Origin of the sequence: Ehrlichia ruminantium str. Welgevonden (assembly GCF_000026005.1) — a bacterium.
GTDB classification, from domain to species: domain Bacteria; phylum Pseudomonadota; class Alphaproteobacteria; order Rickettsiales; family Anaplasmataceae; genus Ehrlichia; species Ehrlichia ruminantium.
Window position 1 is genome coordinate 1,194,124 of record NC_005295.2, and the last position, 20,977, is coordinate 1,215,100.

General features: G+C 27.0%; 10 protein-coding genes. 1 reads left to right on the plus strand and 9 read right to left on the minus strand.

Annotated elements, in window-relative coordinates:
* Positions 1 to 121: 121 nt before the first annotated feature.
* Positions 122 to 751 carry a heme ABC exporter ATP-binding protein CcmA gene (gene ccmA / locus ERUM_RS03810; protein WP_044148688.1) on the plus strand — a complete coding sequence of 210 codons (630 nt, stop codon included), beginning with the start codon at positions 122 to 124 and terminating at the stop codon, positions 749 to 751.
* 1,960 nt (positions 752 to 2,711) lie between these two features.
* Here the strand turns inward: ccmA and ERUM_RS03815 are convergent.
* From ERUM_RS03815 to ERUM_RS03855, 9 genes are all read right to left on the minus strand, one after another.
* Positions 2,712 to 4,352 carry a hypothetical protein gene (locus ERUM_RS03815; protein ID WP_011155385.1) on the minus strand — a complete coding sequence of 547 codons (1,641 nt, stop codon included), beginning with the start codon at positions 4,350 to 4,352 and terminating at the stop codon, positions 2,712 to 2,714.
* A gap of 171 nt (positions 4,353 to 4,523) precedes the next feature.
* Positions 4,524 to 8,546 carry a hypothetical protein gene (locus ERUM_RS03820; RefSeq protein WP_231837198.1) on the minus strand — a complete coding sequence of 1,341 codons (4,023 nt, stop codon included), beginning with the start codon at positions 8,544 to 8,546 and terminating at the stop codon, positions 4,524 to 4,526.
* Between the two features lie 305 nt (positions 8,547 to 8,851).
* Complete coding sequence (locus tag ERUM_RS03825; protein WP_231837199.1) at positions 8,852 to 11,446, minus strand: hypothetical protein; 2,595 nt, start codon at positions 11,444 to 11,446, stop codon at positions 8,852 to 8,854.
* A gap of 686 nt (positions 11,447 to 12,132) precedes the next feature.
* Entirely contained in the window at positions 12,133 to 12,819 is a 687-nt protein-coding gene (locus ERUM_RS03830) for a hypothetical protein (protein WP_011155388.1), read from the minus strand.
* 1,641 nt (positions 12,820 to 14,460) lie between these two features.
* Positions 14,461 to 15,153, minus strand: coding sequence for a hypothetical protein (locus tag ERUM_RS03835; RefSeq protein ID WP_231837200.1), 693 nt, complete (start codon positions 15,151 to 15,153; stop codon positions 14,461 to 14,463).
* A gap of 943 nt (positions 15,154 to 16,096) precedes the next feature.
* Positions 16,097 to 16,645, minus strand: a complete 549-nt coding sequence (locus ERUM_RS03840; RefSeq protein WP_011155390.1) for a hypothetical protein — start codon at positions 16,643 to 16,645, stop codon at positions 16,097 to 16,099.
* 71 nt (positions 16,646 to 16,716) lie between these two features.
* Positions 16,717 to 16,869, minus strand: a complete 153-nt coding sequence (locus ERUM_RS03845) for a hypothetical protein (protein WP_231837201.1) — start codon at positions 16,867 to 16,869, stop codon at positions 16,717 to 16,719.
* Between the two features lie 800 nt (positions 16,870 to 17,669).
* Complete coding sequence (locus tag ERUM_RS03850) at positions 17,670 to 18,284, minus strand: hypothetical protein (protein ID WP_011155391.1); 615 nt, start codon at positions 18,282 to 18,284, stop codon at positions 17,670 to 17,672.
* A gap of 1,039 nt (positions 18,285 to 19,323) precedes the next feature.
* The gene (locus ERUM_RS03855) at positions 19,324 to 19,884 is read right to left on the minus strand and encodes a hypothetical protein (RefSeq protein WP_011155392.1); all 561 of its coding nucleotides are present in this window, start codon (positions 19,882 to 19,884) and stop codon (positions 19,324 to 19,326) included.
* Positions 19,885 to 20,977 lie beyond the last annotated feature (1,093 nt).

The window sequence follows — 20,977 nt, forward strand, 5'->3', positions numbered from 1 at the left end:
CAAATAAAAAAACAGATACAGATAATAATGATACACTGAACCCACAATATTATAGAATAAAATTGTTGACCTATCTGCAAAGAACTAATATTAAAATATAACTCTAGCAATGTATAAAAATATGTTAGAATGTATTGACCTGCTTTGTATTAGAAATAACAAGTGCTTATTTTCTCAGTTGAGTTTTACTACAAAGAAAAATTTTCTCACCCTGGTAATAGGAAGTAATGGTACTGGAAAAACGAGTTTACTAAGATTGCTTGCAGGACTAATTCCCATAACACATGGCAACATAAAATACAATGGAGAAAATATTCATGACTCCGACACTTATTTTACATCTATTACCTATATAGGGCATAAAAATTTTTGTAATGACAACCTTACAGTACTAGAAAATATAGAATTCTGGGCAAACATAAAGAATTCCCACGAATTAATAGCAGCAACAATATGCTTTTTTGAGCTACAACTAGTACTCGATATAAAATATAAATACTTATCAGCTGGATGGAAAAGAAGAGTAGCTTTATCAAGATTGCTTATATATAATACTAACATATGGATTATCGATGAGCCTTTCACACATCTTGATACCCATACAAAAGAGTTAATATTAGAACTTATTCTTACGAGACTAAAACAAAATGGAATAGTGATTGTATCTGATCATAATACAAGAGAAGCATATGGGGAGTGCAATGTTATAAATCTCGAATCATTTGCTAATAAATCTACAATTCAAACATAAACAGCCCATATCAATGCTGTATAATTACTAATAGTATGTAATACTATTTCAATATAAATTCATGCAACAAAATAACATACTTTCTATCGTTACATAATAATAATAATAATAATAATATTAATATTCACAACCCTCCAACTTTCTGCATATTAAAAAATCTGTGATATAGTGGCTACTAACTTACAAACACTGTATTTTACACATAGATAAAGTTTTTGACACTATGCTTGTTTTTTTATAGTTTAAACAATTCATTATAAGCACAACTCCTTGAGGTAAGTAAATTAGTAAATACATTACTCACAAACAAATATCTTCACTAATATCTATATTTTAAATTATATAAAGAGTATACCTTTTATGGAATTTTCTCACACACAATATAAAATATTGACAATACTACTAATACAATCTTTTATAGATAACAAGAGACAACAGTAGTTATATATAACAGCTAAAATAATTTAGCTTTGCACCTTAAGTTATACATTAATAATAATTCTCTACCTAAAAATACAATCTTACAATTGTATTCATTACATATAGTATGGAATATTAAGTAAACACTATTCAAATCAATCCTATAAACACTAAAAATTTAAATATGTAAAACAGTAATTAATTTATATACAATTGTACAAACTATTTATCAATATTCGTACTTCACATAGTAATAGTTAATTATCTAAAAACATAATTTTATCTTATACTATTTGTAGTTTATATATACTTAAAACATCTACTATATTGTTAATGTCAATTATCTGAAAACAAAAAAGTCAAAGAATGTAAAACTAGTAATTAATTTATATACAATTGTACAAACTATTTATCAATATTCGTACTTCACATAGTAATAGTTAATTATCTAAAAACATAATTTTATCTTATACTATTTGTAGTTTATATATACTTAAAACATCTACTACATTGTTAATATCAATTATCTGAAGACAAAAAAATTAAAGAATGTAAAACTAGTAATTAATTTATATACAATTGTACAAACTATTTATCAATATTCATACCTCACATAGTAATAGTTAATTATCTAAAAACATAACTTTATCTTATACTATTTGTAGTTTATATATACTTAAAACATCTACTACATTGTTAATATCAATTATCTGAAGACAGAAAAGCCAAAGAATGTAAAACTAGTAATTAATTTATATACAATTGTACAAACTATTTATCAATATTCATACCTCACATAGTAATAGTTAATTATCTAAAAACATAATTTTATCTTATACTATTTGTAGTTTATATATACTTAAAACATCTACTATATTGTTAATGTCAATTATCTGAAAACAAAAAAGTCAAAGAATGTAAAACAGTAACCAGTTTATATACTAATTATATGGATTATTTGTAAAGACTGATTAACTATCTAAGAATATAATATAGTTGAACTTATATATATTTTATGTACATCTATAAATACTTTTACTTGTTTTTTGTGTTTTAAGTTATTAATATACTGAGGTGTATGTTACATAGCATCAACAGTATTTAACAAATAAATCATAAAATTTAATAACTCTATAATTTCTTAAAATTAAGCATATCGGTTAATACTATTCTAACAGATTTCTATGGTAAATACTGGAACTCTTTTGGAGCAACGATACTTTACCATTTTCTATAATAGAAATAACAATAAATCAAGATAGCAGTAACAATAATTTTTATATAAATTACTTATAAATACTAATATGAAATAGAATAACTAAATCTTGTTCCCTACATACTGTATTTGCAACAATTTTACATAATGTAGTAGTATATACTACTACATTATGTAAAGGCTGTGACCTGATGTAACGACATCAGTACTATAATACGTTATACATAAATGTTAACTGCACCTTATAAGACTATATAGAGTATACACTATACATTACATATTACATAAAAGCATATTATCACACTAATAATTATGGCATATATCCTATTTCACATAGATTGCACTATTGCACAAACAAAAACAACACATACCTTTAGATCCTACAGGTCCTGCAACATTTGTTGTAGGACGATTATATACAACACTATCTTTTTGTCCTAACAAACTCAAATCTTGTGCTAATTCTTGACAAATATTATTTACATAAGATACTGGTTCTTTCAACATGTCAATTGTATTACTAATAGGTTCACCCAATTTCATACTGTAATGAATATGATACATTCTTTTCAAAGCATTCCTACATTTCAATAAAGCTTGTTCATAATTTATATAATCATCTGTTAAAAAATCACATACAATATTAGGAAATTCTTTTGCACTACAAGATAATTGCGATATTTGACACATACGATCTAATACTACATCCCGTTGAAAACAAAGATCTGATAGTTTTGCCCTATCCACACCTGAATCTAAGCATGCACTCACATCACAATCTTCTTCCATAAACGAATAGGCTGATTTCATATCGCTACAAATATATTTTAAAACTCTTTGTTTTACTATTTCATAATTTGCCCGTGTACATGTTTTGCATAATAATAACTCTATTTCTTTATTTATTTTTTGAAAATGTATGTCTAAAGTGTCACATATCTCCTGACATATGTCACATATTTCCTTCGTAGGTAGCATCATAGTCAAAAAAGGTTCAGCAGCTACAGCTATTTTTTTATATTCTTCCTTTTCACGTTTTCTACTATTTCTACTTTGACCATCTTGTTCTGAATCTACAAAATGCTCCTTAATACCAAGTAACATGCTCCTCAAAGGATCTTTCACTTTATCAAGTAATAAGGTTAATGTCGTATTTTGAATGTTTGTTCCAAGAACAAGGTATTTTACCAAACTTCTAACATATACCATATCTATACGTGAAATTTTACCAAGTTTTTGCATCAATCCAGCAATAAGTTTATAATTAACATGGTCTCCACAAGATAATATTTCCTTCATATCAGGTATACATTTTTCTTTAAGTAAATCAATTTTCTCCCTTTCAGATTGTACTTCAACACAAGTTTCAATTAGCTTCATAAAATTTGCAAATTCTTCTGAATCTATTTCTTGTCTATATTGATCAAATTCTTCTTGAGTTATGCCATCTCTTATACCCATTAACATTGTATCTTTTTTATTTGCTACATTTATTGCAACATAATTACTTTCTTTCACTTGTAATACTCGTTCAGCTGTAGTTTTATAAATCTCTTCTTTTTGAGTAACAAATTCTATAATTCTCATTACTTCGTAATTAATAAATTTTTTAACGAATGTGTTATTAAATAACACTTCCTTACCTTTAAATAACGTTACAACAGATTTCATTAGTGCATTAATAACAGAAGATTGTTTTGAAGATGTAATTGTTAAATCATCACTCTTCAACACTTTTACTACTAATATTAACAATTTATAAAACTGCAAATCACGTTCATACGTAACCAAACAAGTTTTTAAATCATTAAATTTTTCTTGTTCAGTTTTTAACAGATCTATTATTTCTCGAGCATATAATCTATCTTCTACCTCATGACCAATTCCTAGAGATATTTTAAATTTAGAATCATCAATATATGATTTTTTAGAAATACCAGCAAAACTGCCTTCTTCATTTCCCATTATGTCATCCTTTTATATATTTAAATTTTTTTAACAATATAATTACATTAATATATTAATTAATTTTTATATAATACTACTTAAGATATATACTTTTTTTTTATTTAAAAAAACAAACTACCTATACGTAACACCATAAAAAAGTATTTACCTAAATCACATCAAATCATATTAATGTGCATTACATTTACTGTTCTGTCCTAATTCCATAGCTACAAGATCCCCTACATCTTCTAAAGTATCCATAGGAAGAAGAATACCATCAATTTCCTGATCATAAAATTTTCGGGCTGCAGCACTTCTAGATTGTCGTCGATTATGATATTCTTGAACCGCAGGTAAAAAATCATCTATATCTTTATAAAAAACCGTGTACTCACAAACAATACACTTCACCAAACCTAGATATTTTTTTTCCTCTTCATACAACACATCACGTAACACATATGGTGCTAGGTTCTTTATATTTTTGATAACTTGTTTAGCCTTATCATCAAATTTCCAACTATCAAAAACAATACGTGATACAAAATATCTTATATAAGCAACATCTCCTGTTAATAACGCCTCTTTTTCTGCTATAAGATTAGTGTAAACTTGCTTAGTTAAATTCAGTTCTTTTTCTATTTTATCTAATAAACACAACAGGTCTTCCTTTTTTTCACTAAAATGATCTGTAAATTTCGACAATGCACTTTTCTTCTTTCCTTGCCTTAGATTACACTTTTTAATCTTTTCTCGTATTTCATCACACTGTTTAGATAATGACTGAATTTTCTTTATTGCACCTGCAGTTTTTTCACATGCACACACTATACAATAAAATATCCTTTGAAAATACACATTATCTTGTAAGACTGCCCTTCTCATAGAGAACAATTCATCTACTAATTTCCATTCCATTGAAGATATAGGATCATTGTTAAAGAATATTTTAGCAAAAACCGGAATAATATGTTTAAAGACCTTAAATAAATATTTTTCATCTTGGATAAGCATTTGTGACATAACATCATCATAAACACCACTAGATTGTTCCATTACATACCTGGATATATCATCTGTACTTTTAGTATCAAAAAATTGAATACCTACCGTTTCTTTTATTAAATCCATAATATTAACAAGGTTACTAAATATTTTTTCATTATTTTTTTTAATATCATCTATAAAATGTTTTTTTCTTTTTTCTAAAGTAGAAAATGTATTATTAAGCTGCACAGTAGTATCAATATCACAAATCATCTTATCTATAAAATACGAACCCATACCAATCATAGAAGAAACACTATCATCACCCCTACTAGCACAAAGACCTGTACTAGGTTTATTACCATATTCTTCTACAGTCATTGTTGCACCTGTATCTTTTAAACATGTATCACTAGTAAATGATGAGCTCATTACCACACTGTCTCTACATTTTCCCTCATCTAAAGGACCTATTTTTACTTGTAACTCTGCAACAGACTCAACACTATGAACTCTATGCTCAATTACTGGACTACTAACCAAACAAGTAGTAACATTACTTAATTGCTCAACAACTTCTCTATCAGGATAACATTTTTCCATACTAGCCATATTATAGTGATCTTCTACAAGATCCATTTTCACTCTCCTCTCTAAGTCAGGTACACAATATTGAACTTTATCCATACCTACAGGATTACTAACTGAATCAGCAGTAGTACAACCTGATGACTTAACAACTTTTTCATCAATATCACGTTTTTCCCCTAAATTAACTACATCAACAATATCTAACTTAGCAGATACAGAACCTGTAACTATAAAAGCACCCTGCTTAGTATCTTCATTCTGTTTAGCTTGTTTTATATCATCAGGAACCAAATCACTCTGACATACACTTACGCTATTTTCAGTCATATCATATTGACTATGCGCAGCCGCGGTTGCAGAACCTGTAGCTATAAAAGCACCCTGCTTAGTATCTTCATTCTGTTTAGCTTGTTTTATATCATCAGGAACTAAGTCACTCTGATATACACTAACACTATTTTCAGTCACATCATATTGACTATGCGCAGCCGCGGTTGTAGAACCTGTAGCTATAAAAGCACCCTGTTTAGTATCTTCATTCTGTTTAGCTTGTTTTATATCATCAGGAACTAAGTCACTCTGACATACACTTACGCTATTTTCAGTCACATCATATTGACTATGCGCAGCCGCGGTTGTAGAACCTGTAGCTATAAAAGCACCCTGTTTAGTATCTTCATTCTGTTTAGCTTGTTTTATATCATCAGGAACCAAATCACGCGGATATACACTTACACTATTTTCAGTCACATCATATTGACTATGCACATTAGTAATACATGAATAAAGTTGATCTTCTGATTGAGGAAGATCAACACCACAATGTTTTTCTTTAGTGTGATATATAACATTATCAGGATAGAAACTAGGCACTAACTTACTAGTTGCCTCTTCGTATACAGGATTACCATTTCTGTCAAAATCTAACATTAAAGAACAAGTTTCACTTAAACCACAAGTATTTCTTGAACTATCTTCAACAGCATTAACCAAATCCAAACTTGAAGCTAATTGAAACGTACTTTCTTTTCCAACACATATAACAGGCTTATTATCCTTAACAGTAGTTTCACAACTAGAAGCAGATAAAACTGAATCCTCTATTTTACCTAAATCTACACCTGATAGTTTTACTTTATCATCTTTTACATTACCACTTTGAAGATTAAAAGTAGCATCAACACTTCTAGCAACACTACTCTCCTTTTCATCTCTTATAGCAGTACCTTCAGATACTACTTTTTTCTCTACAGATTTATCCTTAGTATTACCCGTACAACCTGTATCAGTAACATCCTTTCTCTCATCTAGTTTTTCTAATCTAGAACCAGATAATTTAACTTGATTACTTTTCATATCACCAGTTTGAGCACTAGCACTTACAAAAACATCTCTCTTTTTTTCATTTATTCTTATAGTATCACCTTCAGGTACTACTTTTTCCTCTACAGATTTATCCTTAGTATTACCCGTACAACCTGTATCAGTAACATCCCTTCTCTCATCTGGTTTCTCTAATCTAGAACCAGATAATTTAATGTGATCACTTTTCATATCACCAGTTTGAGCACTAGCACTTACAAAAACATCTCTCTTTTTTTCATTTATTCTTATAGTATCACCTTCAGGTACTACTTTTTCCTCTACAGATTTATCCTTAGTACTACCTGTACACGCTGTATCAGTAACATCCCTTTTCTCATCTGGTTTCTCTAATCTAGAACCAGATAATTTAATGTGATCACTTTTCATATCACCAGTTTGAGCACTAGCACTTACAAAAACATCTCTCTTTTTTTCATTTATTCTTATAGTATCACCTTCAGGTACTACTTTTTCCTCTATAGATTTATCCTTAGTACTACCTGTACACGCTGTATCAGTAACATCCCTTTTCTCATCTGGTTTCTCTAATCTAGAACCAGATAATCTAACTTGATTACTTTTCATATCAGTTTGAGCACTAGCACTTACAAAAACATCTCTCTTTTTTTCATTTATTCTTATAGTATCACCTTCAGGTACTACTTTTTCCTCTACAGATTTATCCTTAGTACTACCTGTACACGCTGTATCAGTAACATCCCTTCTCTCATCTGGTTTCTCTAATCTAGAACCAGATAATCTAACTTGATTACTTTTCATATCAGTTTGAGCACTAGCACTTACAAAAACATCTCTCTTTTTTTCATTTATTCTTATAGTATCACCTTCAGGTACTACTTTTTCCTCTATAGATTTATCCTTAGTATCAACCATAACATCAGATTTAAAACTAAGACTTGTTTTTATAATAGTTTCAGTATGATTATAGTGAACACCAACACCAGCATTTTCCTTAACCATAACTTGTTGACCTTCTACATTATCGCGTTCTATAGTTTGAACGTCAGAAATTTGATGTGTTACCTGATCCATTTTGGTAGATGAGACAGTAGATTTTGATTTTAAAACATCACCTACATCATCACTATCACTATGGTAAACTGATTTTAGAAATTCAATACCATCTTTTCCAGATAAAGTTTCCATCTCGTACTTTCCATATTCATACTCACTCTGACTACAATAAGTAACCCTACTTTTTGTATCATTATCCGATATATCCAATTCTCTTGACTTATACTTCATAATACTTAACACATAACACACAAACCTAGCCACAAGCAGAACATAGTAAATACATATAAAAAACAGTGATACTGCTGTGTATAGGATTATCTCATTCATATTATTTAATAAGAAAATTAATATAAGTTAATATATACATATATATTTAACAACTAAAAGAATTATAATAAAAAAATTTACTATTTCTAATATTTTTTTAATTAGTTACTAAATCTATATTATATTTTTAAATAATACTAATTTTTAATATAAATAAACTAATATCAAATGATAATCTTTTACTATATTAGCAACATCATAAAGTGCTAAATACTACTTCTTATAGAGGATGATCTACTATCACTCATTACACAACTCACATTAATATAAGATGGTAACCTTTCTGAAGGAGTATATATTTTATTCTTCTTAACCCGTTTTACAACATTACTTATAATAATAGCATCTGAAATTTCTCCCATATTGTTTTTTAAATATTCTTTAACTACAACAGCAGCTTTTTTCTCCATCTTATCACTAAAAAATGAAGCCAATTTCTGAATAGATTTCAATATATCAAGTTCCCATTTATCATTATTTATCACCTTAGACATTAATGTACCAAACACTGAACTTTGAGAATGATTTCCATGTTCTAGATATCTGGTTACCATATTATGTACAGCCCTATATTTAAGTCGCATTTTACTAACCGCCATGATCAAAACATTCTTATATGCTACTGTGATCGCTTCTTTTTGAATACTCTCATATACTTGTGTGACATATTCAGAATACATATAAGATTTTACTTGATTCTCTAATTCACAGATCAAAAACTCTCGATCACCGGGATTAGCATCACATACTCTCATATCCTTTGCCAATAAGTAAACACATTCTTTTATAAGTCCTGCTTTAGACCTTTTATACAATGTTGTACCACGCTGAATAGCAAAGTCCCGTATCATAACAGGCATTACTTGTTTATCCATACGTTGTATAGTATTCAACATCAGACTATATGCATCCATACATTCATGCTTAACTTTACTACGTAAATTCTCATCACCTATTCCCGACAACAGAGTATCTAGTCTATCACTCTCAATATTCCATGCTGATATCAATAAATCATGAGGATCAATTTGCATTCCTCCTTGTGCTTTGTGGTAAACCATTATTTGAGATATGTCACATTCATCATCTCTAAACAAGTATGTAGTAGTACTTAAACCTTGCTTCTTCTTTAACTTATCTGTATTCAAACAAGTAGACTCTTGACCTATAACTCTACCTTCACTTTCAATACTATGTTTTACAGATGGTAATACAGTACAATCTACACTACTTTCATTTTTTCTACTTTCACGAACACGATTAGTATCATGAATACCACCTATTTTACTAGAAGCCACACTAATTTTCTGGCCATGACTAATTGCTGGAGTTACTAATGACAATCTAGCACGACTTATAGGCGTAGCCTCTTTTCTCCTACTACGCTCATCAGCATCTTTAACATGCCTAGCATCACTCTTCTTACCAGTAACTGACCTAACTGCTTGATCACAAACAACCAATCTCTTACTATTAGCATGTACTTTTTTATCTCTTGCATTTATCATTGCTACAGATCTGTTACCACTCTCAACTATAGCACGCCCCGCATACATTATAGCTTCTCGAAAAACTTGCGGATTACTAAAAATCAAGGACATACTAGTCATTGGATCATTAAACATCAAATACATATTAATTCGTGGATTACTAAACATTAAGCTTACATTCAGACACACATTTGACAATAGTTTGAATAGATTTTCACAGTTCATACTTGTCATCTGACTTAACAATCGTTGATCACCAGCATTACCACTTATCATAGTTCTGATTACAAGTCCTAAATCTCGCGAAGACATAGCAGTCTGATTATTATCAGAAACAGCAGTACTTGTACTACTAGCCTTTTTAGAATATGAAAATTGTGTACAAGAATCTGGGAGTTTACCAGTTGTATCTTCTTGACCAACTAGAAAACTATGTCCAGATGATACAACCCCTTCCAAACCTTTACATGGTGTATCTGAAAGAGCATCTTGCATATCAATGCCACGAATAGCAAGGTCACTCATATCATAACCAGTAGACTTAGTATCCCTATGCCTGGACAAATTTCTCAACCAGCGAGTATCAGCACTTGCAAATATAAAATCTTTCTGTTTATCAGATCGAACAATAAAGTCATTCCCACCTAAACTCTGGTCAAGTGTTCCAAGACTACCATAGAATCCAAACTCCATTCTATATTGTTGAGAGAAAGCAGATTTACCTAATAATCCACCACCACCAATAAAGCTATCACTAGCATATAGCCCAACTTTTGGATTATCACCCAAACACAAACCATCCGGAAAAACACTACGCTTTGGAGATAAATAACTATCGAAATGTTCAACTTCTGAAGATAAGTTAGTTATGGAATAGGAGCGCTTTTTTTGAACAACATCTTCACCATCACACTGATTTAATATTCTACAAGGTTTACCCCATCTTTGTATACCATTACTAAAAAACTCATCACATTCTTCCATACTATCACTAGTAAGAACACCATCTTCTTGTAATCTTTTACTACCTTGCCCATCATATATAAATTGATCACCATATTTATACTCTACAGTCTCCATCCCCGTCTCCATCATACCATCTAGACCCTCAGGAAAACTTTCACTATCAGAAGGATCTACTCCAATGACACAATCTTTTCGCTCTTCTAATTCTTTACCAGGTATAGTTTTAGAACTTACTGAAGAAGGCTCAGATTCCCCCTCTAGATTACTATTTATTAAAGTATTTCTTCCTTCTCTTTCATAAATTCTCTTACAACAATACACTATACAACTAGCAATTACGAGCATAATAATGAATACCGTAAATATAATAAGCATGAGCATTCTTATATTCATATTTAATACTTCTTTATATATTATCATTAATAATATATAATTTTTTAATATAAACAAGACTATTTAATAAAAATATACTATTTTAACGGAAATTTTTATGATAATTCTTAAAATTATAAATATATATCATAACATGTAACAAGTTATTGATATAAAAAATAAAATAATAGTAACCCTACTAAGTTATATTCTAAAATAATTAAAAATAATCTTAAAATCTATTAATAAGTATTTATATACAATATATAATACCATTACTAAATAACCATACAGATCCACGATATAATAATTCAAAACTGTACTGATATTATTTTATCCACTACAAGATCTACACTAATATAAAAGATAGTAATTAAGGAATGTAACACAATATATTATTTATCTATCTACACAGAATAGATTTATTATAGTAGCTCACATTTTAACATATAAAATTATGTTTACAGAGAAACCACACCTTTCCTTTATTAACAAAAACACTAAAAACTATTCTAGTACCTTTTAAAGTTTACAATAAACCAAATATCATTAATGATAACTATCATTAATACCTGTAAATACTATTAATAAACAATATTAAGCACGATTAATATACATATAGATAAATCGCTACCTGTAGTACATCAGATATTAGATCATTATCTACTAATATCTGTATCACAATTCTTTACACTATTCATTATATCAACTAGCCGCATATTATTTTTACAGCATCTTTCATCAATAAGATTCAATACATTTAAACATTTATATACAGATGTATCATCTCCTGTATTAGATATTACATTACGTATCTTTTTTATACATTGTGTTATTTTGTTATAAAAAACATGTTCAAAATTTAATAGTGGTTCAATAACTATATAATTACCACACATCACATAAGACAAATATTCACGTGATCTAGTATTGAGTCTTTTTACATCTGATAGTACCTTTTGTAAAATTGTAACCTCTTTGAATTCAGCTTTATTACATAACTTCTCTATTGCTGATTGCATAAACTTAATCATACATGAATTAACATAAAAACGATCTGTGATCTTTTCAACGTCACAAAACAATTGATCATATTCATTGAGCAATGCAACATTTACTATAGAATCTAGTTGAGTACATGGTAATTCTTCAGATAAAGATTCAGTATCAATATTTCCGGCACTATTTATTTTACCTGTTACAGAATCAGCATCATTTTTTTTATCTATTTGCTTTTTATAAGAAACACCTTTACCAATACAATCAAAAATATACAGTAGCAAGACAGCAATAAGGACCACAAATAATACTATTAATCCTAGCATGATGCCTTCAACTAATTCCATATATACCTCTTTTTTAAATATCAATTCTATCTAAATTTTATTCGCTTATACGTGATATTTATAATAGCAATAGTACACTTCAACATACTTTATATATTTTTCTAAAATACAGAATTTTTAAAGCTATAAACAACTTACTAAAATTTTAGCAAAAATATTACTATTTAAAGTATATGTGAATATAAATTAACAAATTCCTAATTTAACTACTGATTCATTTAAAATAGGGTAATACGGTATTTTTATAGTAAAAATAATAGCTTGAAGATCAGCACAAATACTAGTAGCCAAATACTCTGCTGACAATTATATAATAATCTTCCAAGTTAATCATACATATACATAAGGTAACTATAAAAATTATGCTCGAATTATAAGTTGTAATGTAACCTCAAGTTAATATAACTTGACATTAATATTGAAAATACTCCATAGAATTTCCAATTCACACATTTAACATTTTATACATTAGCATTACATAACTAATCATTCACTATTACATTTTTACAATATCCATATCAATCACAATACCTTTAATAGGTTATCAGTAAGTCAAACATAATATATAACCATTAAAGAAATTGATATTTCCTTTCACTGGAAACACATACTTAATTATATTTTTTAAATTTATGATAAAAATATCTATCAATATATAATTCACTTATACACTTCCAATATTATGGATAAAAAAATTCTATAAATCACTTCTATTTATAGAAAACAAAAAGCACATTCCTAACCATTCAGCAATAAAATTGCTCTATATGATATGTAATGGTGTGTAACTACTAAAATCAATATCATTAACTCTGCTTCTCAAATTATTTAACTTTATAAATTGAGATGATGTTAGTTTTTTAAAATTATAAAATATGTTTTTATATAATCAAAATTAATAGAAATTTTCCCTTTTATCTATATTAATTTACTTATGTTGCTATAGAATTTTCCAATAACAAATACATTATAAGTTGTTAAAGATTTTTCTCTTAAAATCATCTACAACTACAATTTCTTTGTATATAAGATTATTCTACATTCCATATAAATAGCTATGTATTACAGCAACAAGTAGCTAATTTAAGAGCAAAAAACTATTTGATAAATATCAAATTAGAAAAAATAATACTATTATACATAAATATACAATTTTAATATAATTATATATATGATAGTGATCATGTATATTATTCAACTTACAAACTTGTTAATAAATTAAAGTTTAAACCTTTAATATTCAATATGATATGCTAATACTTACCATATTACTAACACATAACCACATTGTATAATAAAATACTAAAACTTTTTATAGAAGATATAAACCCTTTACAAACCCTACATAAAACAAAGATAGTTTAATCAAATATAACATATATATGAGTTTATGTATCCACTAATACATCTCTGATATCCTATAATACTTGTATTATCTATATAAATTTTCTCAATGAACCATAGAGTATTCTCCCTAATACTTAACTACCTCTCTATAGTAAACTAAAATTTACCTTAAATAAAACATATGTAATAAAAACACAGTAATAGAATATAATCTATACTCAACCCTTTGCCTCTTGACATCCAAAGGCAGTTCTTGCATTATCATTTTATAATAGTTTAGACATTATTTTAAAACTAACTAATACCATGATCACTGCTCATATTATTAAATAATATAGAACTTAATCTATCACCCTTCCTAGAACAATAACTATTAATCATTTCAAGAGTAAGATTATGTACATTAAAATTAGGATCATTTTCAGTTGCTGAATAGACAATGTCCTTCACCTTAGGCACAGTACATAATAACAGTTCATACATTCGACATTCATTATATAATATATCGAATTCTGTATAAGGACCTAATAGAGGAAGTTTGCTTACCATATTTTCTAATACTTTAACTTGACCACTAAGAAATTTACATAATCCTTGTGCTTGTGCTTTTGACTCTTTATTAGTTAATGGCTCAGCACCGGTCAATATATCTAATAAAGTCTCACACATAGATATTTGATTATATAACCTCTGCTTAACATGAACAGGAGCCATATCAATACCTTCCTTAATCAATGCTCTCTGCATATTCTCGAGCCTACTAGATGGTAGAATATCACTTTCTTCCGAAGATGACTCTTCTTCTGACGAAGTAGAAGATCTCGCTTTTTTCTCTTGACATAAATCTTTATCAACAATGCCTTTGTCTGACCTAACATGCAACCTAGGTTGACACAATTTCTTTACAATATACGTTAATAACACTATAATAATAGTTAGAGTTATTACTACAATAAATACTATTTTTAAAGTTTCAGCAGCATCCATAACAACAACATACCTGACAAAATTAACACACTTACAACAAACTACATACCATAGTTTCACCCTTTAACATGACATACAAATAGCACAAAACTAGTATACATCACATATAGCGATACTAGTTCATAAGATACATTGTCATGTAAAGCAGTTTTACATATATCACATAATCCTTAAAATTATATATATAATTCAACTAATGATATGGTTAAATGTTCAACTAATAAGATTAATTATACAGCATCTTTGTTAAAGATTTACATTAAAGATTAATAAAACTTTAGGATCTTTTTTATGTTGACCTCAAATTGATCAATCATTAATCAATAACTACTATTTAGTATATATCATAAACAATTTATACTTTAAAAGTAACAGAATACACAAACAAGGTGTAATACAAATTTTTAACAAATATATCTAGATGATAAATAATACAAATGCTTTTTTAGTAATATCATAGGATTAGATCCTATGATATTAGGAAATTTCAAAAAATCTTGCTATCCATTGGTATATAGTTATACTTTTTACCAAGGATAACACGAAAAAATATTGTATATCATTACCTAAAGCATGTTATCAACATATATATTTTTTGAATTCAGTATAAAACATCTTATACCAAATGAATACAATGTGTTGTTATACCATGTAGAAAGATAAATTAACTACTCATCAATCATTCTAATTACTCACTAAGATTAACACAAAAATTACTCAACTTTATATATTCATTAAGATAATAATATTTAATTATTTAACCTATAATAAATATATAATACATCTTCCAATTGAACAAAAAATTAACATTCACAGATAATTAATTCTTATGCTACTAACATTGACACTATGTAACATTATTTATAAATTAACATATAATATAAATACCCATTATTTTTTTCATTACTATAAAATATTAATTTTCAAAATCACTATTCTAACCCTATAGACTAGAATTTTTACATTTTGTATTATGTGAAGTAACATTAATTTTATTTAACACAGTATTTGTCAGAAATAGATTTTCAAGTTCTTTCCTCATAAGATCACACATGTCAGAGAAATACAAATAAATTCGCGTTTTATCCAATAAAGGATATTTACTCACAAATTCCTCTATCGAAAACTTCATGTTTTCTATCATGTTAATATAATCATTACAAATAGTCTCACTATTCAATGGTCTATGGCGATCAATAAATTTATCAACAAGTGCACGTGCTTGATCAACAAAGCAATCAAAGTTTCTATAAATTTCATATCTATCTTTTATAGGAAACTGCAAACACAACATATCAACATCATATTTCAACAATGTCACAAATTTAACAAAATGCTTACATAAAATACTACTTATTATATGATCATTTATTCTAGAGTTAGAATACTCTTCATTAATTTTCATTAATGTGATTATACATAAAGAAATCATTCCTACTAAAACTATTACTAATAGCAGAAATACTAGCACAATAATTAAAGAACTTTGCATAAAATACACACCCTCAATCTATGCATATTCTCTTAATATTTTAATTTAGATTACAACTGTAAATCTATAGATCATTCAGATAACAAACTTATCATAAGATTTAAAACATTAAGTAGAAACCCAACATGTAAGCTGATTTTTTTAATTAAAAACATTAAAAAATACATATTACTACTTAATGCATTTTTATTAATTAATACAACCAGTACAATTTTAGATCTCATATTAACAGATAAAATAACTATAAATTCATATGTCAAAAACAGTACAATTCTATTATAACATCTAAAATTTATAGCATACTTATCTTTTTTTTTCTATATCAGATATACCTAATATAACAAATTTGCCTATTATAAAACAGTAAGATATTTAAACACACTTAAATAATATCTCTAATTTTAATATTATATTATAACATAATATCCTAATAAATATATCCAAATGCATATATCACTATATAAGTAAATAACCACCTATGATTATATATACATTGCCAATATTTTTAAATATCGTAAAGTCATAATAATGAATCTCACAAATTTTATTTTATACCAACAGATAAAACACAACTACTTATAATCAAGAATCTATAAATTTTTAATACTAATAAGCTGCCCATTAATACAGACATAACTGTATAACAATGTTCTCACAGAGCTATATACAGGACACACATTCCTTATATATAATATACTGTAATAACAATAAAAACTAATTATTTAGACCAATTAACAGGATAAAATATACTTAGAATAAAGCAATATTAAAAAACAGTACTAGATTAATGAAGACATAATGATGCAAATAATTCTCAACAATCTACATTACATATATAATTTAGAAATTTCCATGCATAATATACAACAACGATATAATTTATTATACCAACAAATAGGAAACTGAAACCATAATATAACACAAATTTAGTAAAAAACTCTATATATTCCCTTTCACGTAAACACGTATTGAATTTATACAACAGGTAAATATACTTATATTTTTCTCAAAATACATTAAAAATTTATTTTGCCAAATTCATAGCCTCACTATTTATATGACGTAATTCTACATAATCTAAACTAGACTTCACATCCTCTTTAGACGGAGTTGACTTAACATCTCTACTTTCTCCAAGCATAACTTGTGCATTAACATGCATCATAGAATGTTCATCTTGATCATGATGTTCTTCTGATGTCAGAACATATTGTTTTTTAACTTCAGGAACTACCTGTTCAGCCTCTGTATGTTCTTGTAAATCGTGTTGTATATCACTATGTACAACAGGATCAGAGCTCTGAGCTACTTTCTCATCAATTCCACTTCTTTGATCGCTAATACTTCGATTTTGATTACAATATATATCAAGAACTTTATCATATAAATGTCTTGTCAATTCATCTGACAAATATAATAACTCAGACTTTAATTCATTTACACGCAATGTTATATTATCAGACAAATCCCTAAGTTCACTCCGTGTACTTCCATAGTACATAAGATTTGTACGTACTACACCAGCAATAGAGTTATCAATTTTTTTCAATTTACAAAAAACCTTAACCATTGTAATTATACAAGCAAGCAATAATACTGATGTAACAACTGTTAAGGCTATACAAGTTTGAAAATTCATAATACCTCTCTATTTAAATATAACATGTAGCTAATTAGTGAAAAAAATAATCGTCATATATAAACTGGTTTAACAAAATAATTCCAAAAATTATTATAGCTTCTACAGTTCTTATATATATATTGCCATTAGATACTAATATTCTGATCTATAATACATAGTATCATAGAATAGTAATTAATATATTAATCTTTTTCTTTAAGATAGAAATATATATTAATATGTAATACATCTTATTAACTTAACTGCTATATAAAAATTTAGCTAATATAAAAGAATTTCTGAGCATAGTAATCAATACCAGCACATATTAAAAACCCAGACTACAACCATACCCATTATATATAAGCATTTTGCACATTATTTAATAAGTAATACATCAAACATTAGAAGTAAATTCAATTGATAAACCTATATATTCCATTCAATGCTTAGCATTAAGTTCATCAGAAATAATTAATATAAACAAGTAAGAAAGAAATTTTTTCCAATGTTATTAGATAACATCATTTTACAAGAAATATATACAACACATGATAAATCATGGTTGACAAATTTAAAGATAAATAACAGTTATATAACCGATAGCAACACTTATAAATATAAGACTGATAATCGGAATACATAAAAACCGATATCTAACGTTTTCTAGATAATAAAAATTGATAACAAATAAAGAATAACTAAGCAGGTAGTTATTTAAACACTATTAAAAAATAAATAAAAAAGTTCAATCTCCACAAATATACCTATGTTACAAAAAGATAATATTTTAATCTCTATAAGCAATACAACATATCAATAGTATAATCTTATATCTCTCTATATAAATATTCTTATTAAACTCATAAAAAAGTAATTAAATATATTGAGGAATAATAATACTAACTATATTAAATTCATGCTTCATACTACAAATCATTTTTTGATAGATCTTTTAAAAATTTCCTCTACTAAAACACAGTAATTAATACATCAAACACAACTTAATTTTGAATAATTGATATACTTTAACTACAAATTTATCTCAATAGATATTTCAACGTCTACAACCCAACTGAATATCTTCTTCACCAACAGGAGTAATTGATACATCAGACGTCATATAACTTGATTTTGTATCATTAACACTCTGTTTAGACACCACCTCCTGTGAACTTTGTTTAGAATCCAAAAGTACATCCTCTTCTTGAACAACATGTTTACCATCTTTATCAGTCATTTTATCATTTAACAAACGGCGACTAGGTAATCCAAGTATCTCAACTTTATCAGGTATTCTAGATAATAGATTTGTAGTTAGTATACTATCACTAGGTATAACTTTTTTATCCGAACATATACCATCTTCATTCATAACATTATGTAAATCATGAACCTTCTTTGTCAGAACATGTAACTCATCAGTTTTTGCAATTATGTTTCGAATTTGTTCTTCAACATCTGAACAATAATATTTATCTCGTATCTCCTCATTATGCCATGCTTTCCTAACTTTTTGAAATTTGGATAACAGACATACAGCAATACATATAAGAACACATAGTGAGACCAATAGTGCCATCGATGCTATAAAACAATATTCTTTAACCTCTAACATATAGATTCCTTCTTCTCACATGAATTTTTATTGATTAATAAACTACTTAATTTTTAACACATGCATATTAATGTATGCCTTCTTTAACAGAATAAATGACCTATATTTTGATGAATCAGAAACACACAACTAATTTTTGTAAATTAATTATATAGTAAAAAACAACATTATTAATATGAAATCTCATAATATTGTATTTTATAATATATATTTTAACTAAAATGTTTCTATATGTCCTTTATATGCTAAATATTAAAAATAATACTAGGAAAAAGTAACTAATTTATTACCTTTTAAGAGTATTAATACATAAAGGATTTTTCTTGAAGTTTTATCATATAACAGAAATATATAATCACCAGCATAGTAAAATACTATGAATAATGATGTCTTATAATTTTATTTATCAAGTTTATTATTCACATTTTTTTTATTATATATACTAGAATAGCAAAATAATATTTTCTCGATTAAAAATTTTGTATTTAACGGATTATTTATAAAAAATTATATACAAGTAAATATCTATAAGAAATACACACATCTATATAATAATCAGCAATCTACTGTAATTAACCATATAAATAAAATTTATACAACACACCATTATCATTTTGAAAAATTTAGACAATCCTTTAGAGATCTATATTTATAATTCAAGCACATTGAAATAAATATAACACTATTTAATTCTCTCTCATATCAATACGAAAAATCTATATAGAACATACATTTTACATTCATAATAACATTTATAAAACTATTACTAAAAATTTTAAAATCATATTACTGTGTTCAATTTTATACTGTAGCCTTAATGTAAAATAATAACCTTATTTTTAATTTTGAAAATACTCTAACCTATTTATACATATAAAATTTACTGTCCTTACGTTATAACATTTAGGATAAATTATACATAATGATAATTATATTGCACTTCTTTAATCATGATAACAATCAAATATTGTAGTCCATTTCTTAACTTAAAAATACTGTAATTTACTAAGATACATATTGCAACTTACCACTCGTATAGTACTAGAGTTTATATAAATTACATAATGATAATTATATTGTACTTCTTTAATCA

What these genes read in the sequence shown, in the direction of transcription:
- ccmA (WP_044148688.1), top strand. Translation starts at nt 122, where the DNA reads ATGTTAGAATGTATTGACCTGCTTTGTATTAGAAATAACAAGTGCTTA.
- ERUM_RS03815 (WP_011155385.1), bottom strand. Translation starts at nt 4,352, where the DNA reads ATGGGAAATGAAGAAGGCAGTTTTGCTGGTATTTCTAAAAAATCATAT.
- ERUM_RS03820 (WP_231837198.1), bottom strand. Translation starts at nt 8,546, where the DNA reads ATGAAGTATAAGTCAAGAGAATTGGATATATCGGATAATGATACAAAA.
- ERUM_RS03825 (WP_231837199.1), bottom strand. Translation starts at nt 11,446, where the DNA reads ATGCTCGTAATTGCTAGTTGTATAGTGTATTGTTGTAAGAGAATTTAT.
- ERUM_RS03830 (WP_011155388.1), bottom strand. Translation starts at nt 12,819, where the DNA reads ATGGAATTAGTTGAAGGCATCATGCTAGGATTAATAGTATTATTTGTG.
- ERUM_RS03835 (WP_231837200.1), bottom strand. Translation starts at nt 15,153, where the DNA reads ATGGATGCTGCTGAAACTTTAAAAATAGTATTTATTGTAGTAATAACT.
- ERUM_RS03840 (WP_011155390.1), bottom strand. Translation starts at nt 16,645, where the DNA reads ATGCAAAGTTCTTTAATTATTGTGCTAGTATTTCTGCTATTAGTAATA.
- ERUM_RS03845 (WP_231837201.1), bottom strand. Translation starts at nt 16,869, where the DNA reads ATGAGATCTAAAATTGTACTGGTTGTATTAATTAATAAAAATGCATTA.
- ERUM_RS03850 (WP_011155391.1), bottom strand. Translation starts at nt 18,284, where the DNA reads ATGAATTTTCAAACTTGTATAGCCTTAACAGTTGTTACATCAGTATTA.
- ERUM_RS03855 (WP_011155392.1), bottom strand. Translation starts at nt 19,884, where the DNA reads ATGTTAGAGGTTAAAGAATATTGTTTTATAGCATCGATGGCACTATTG.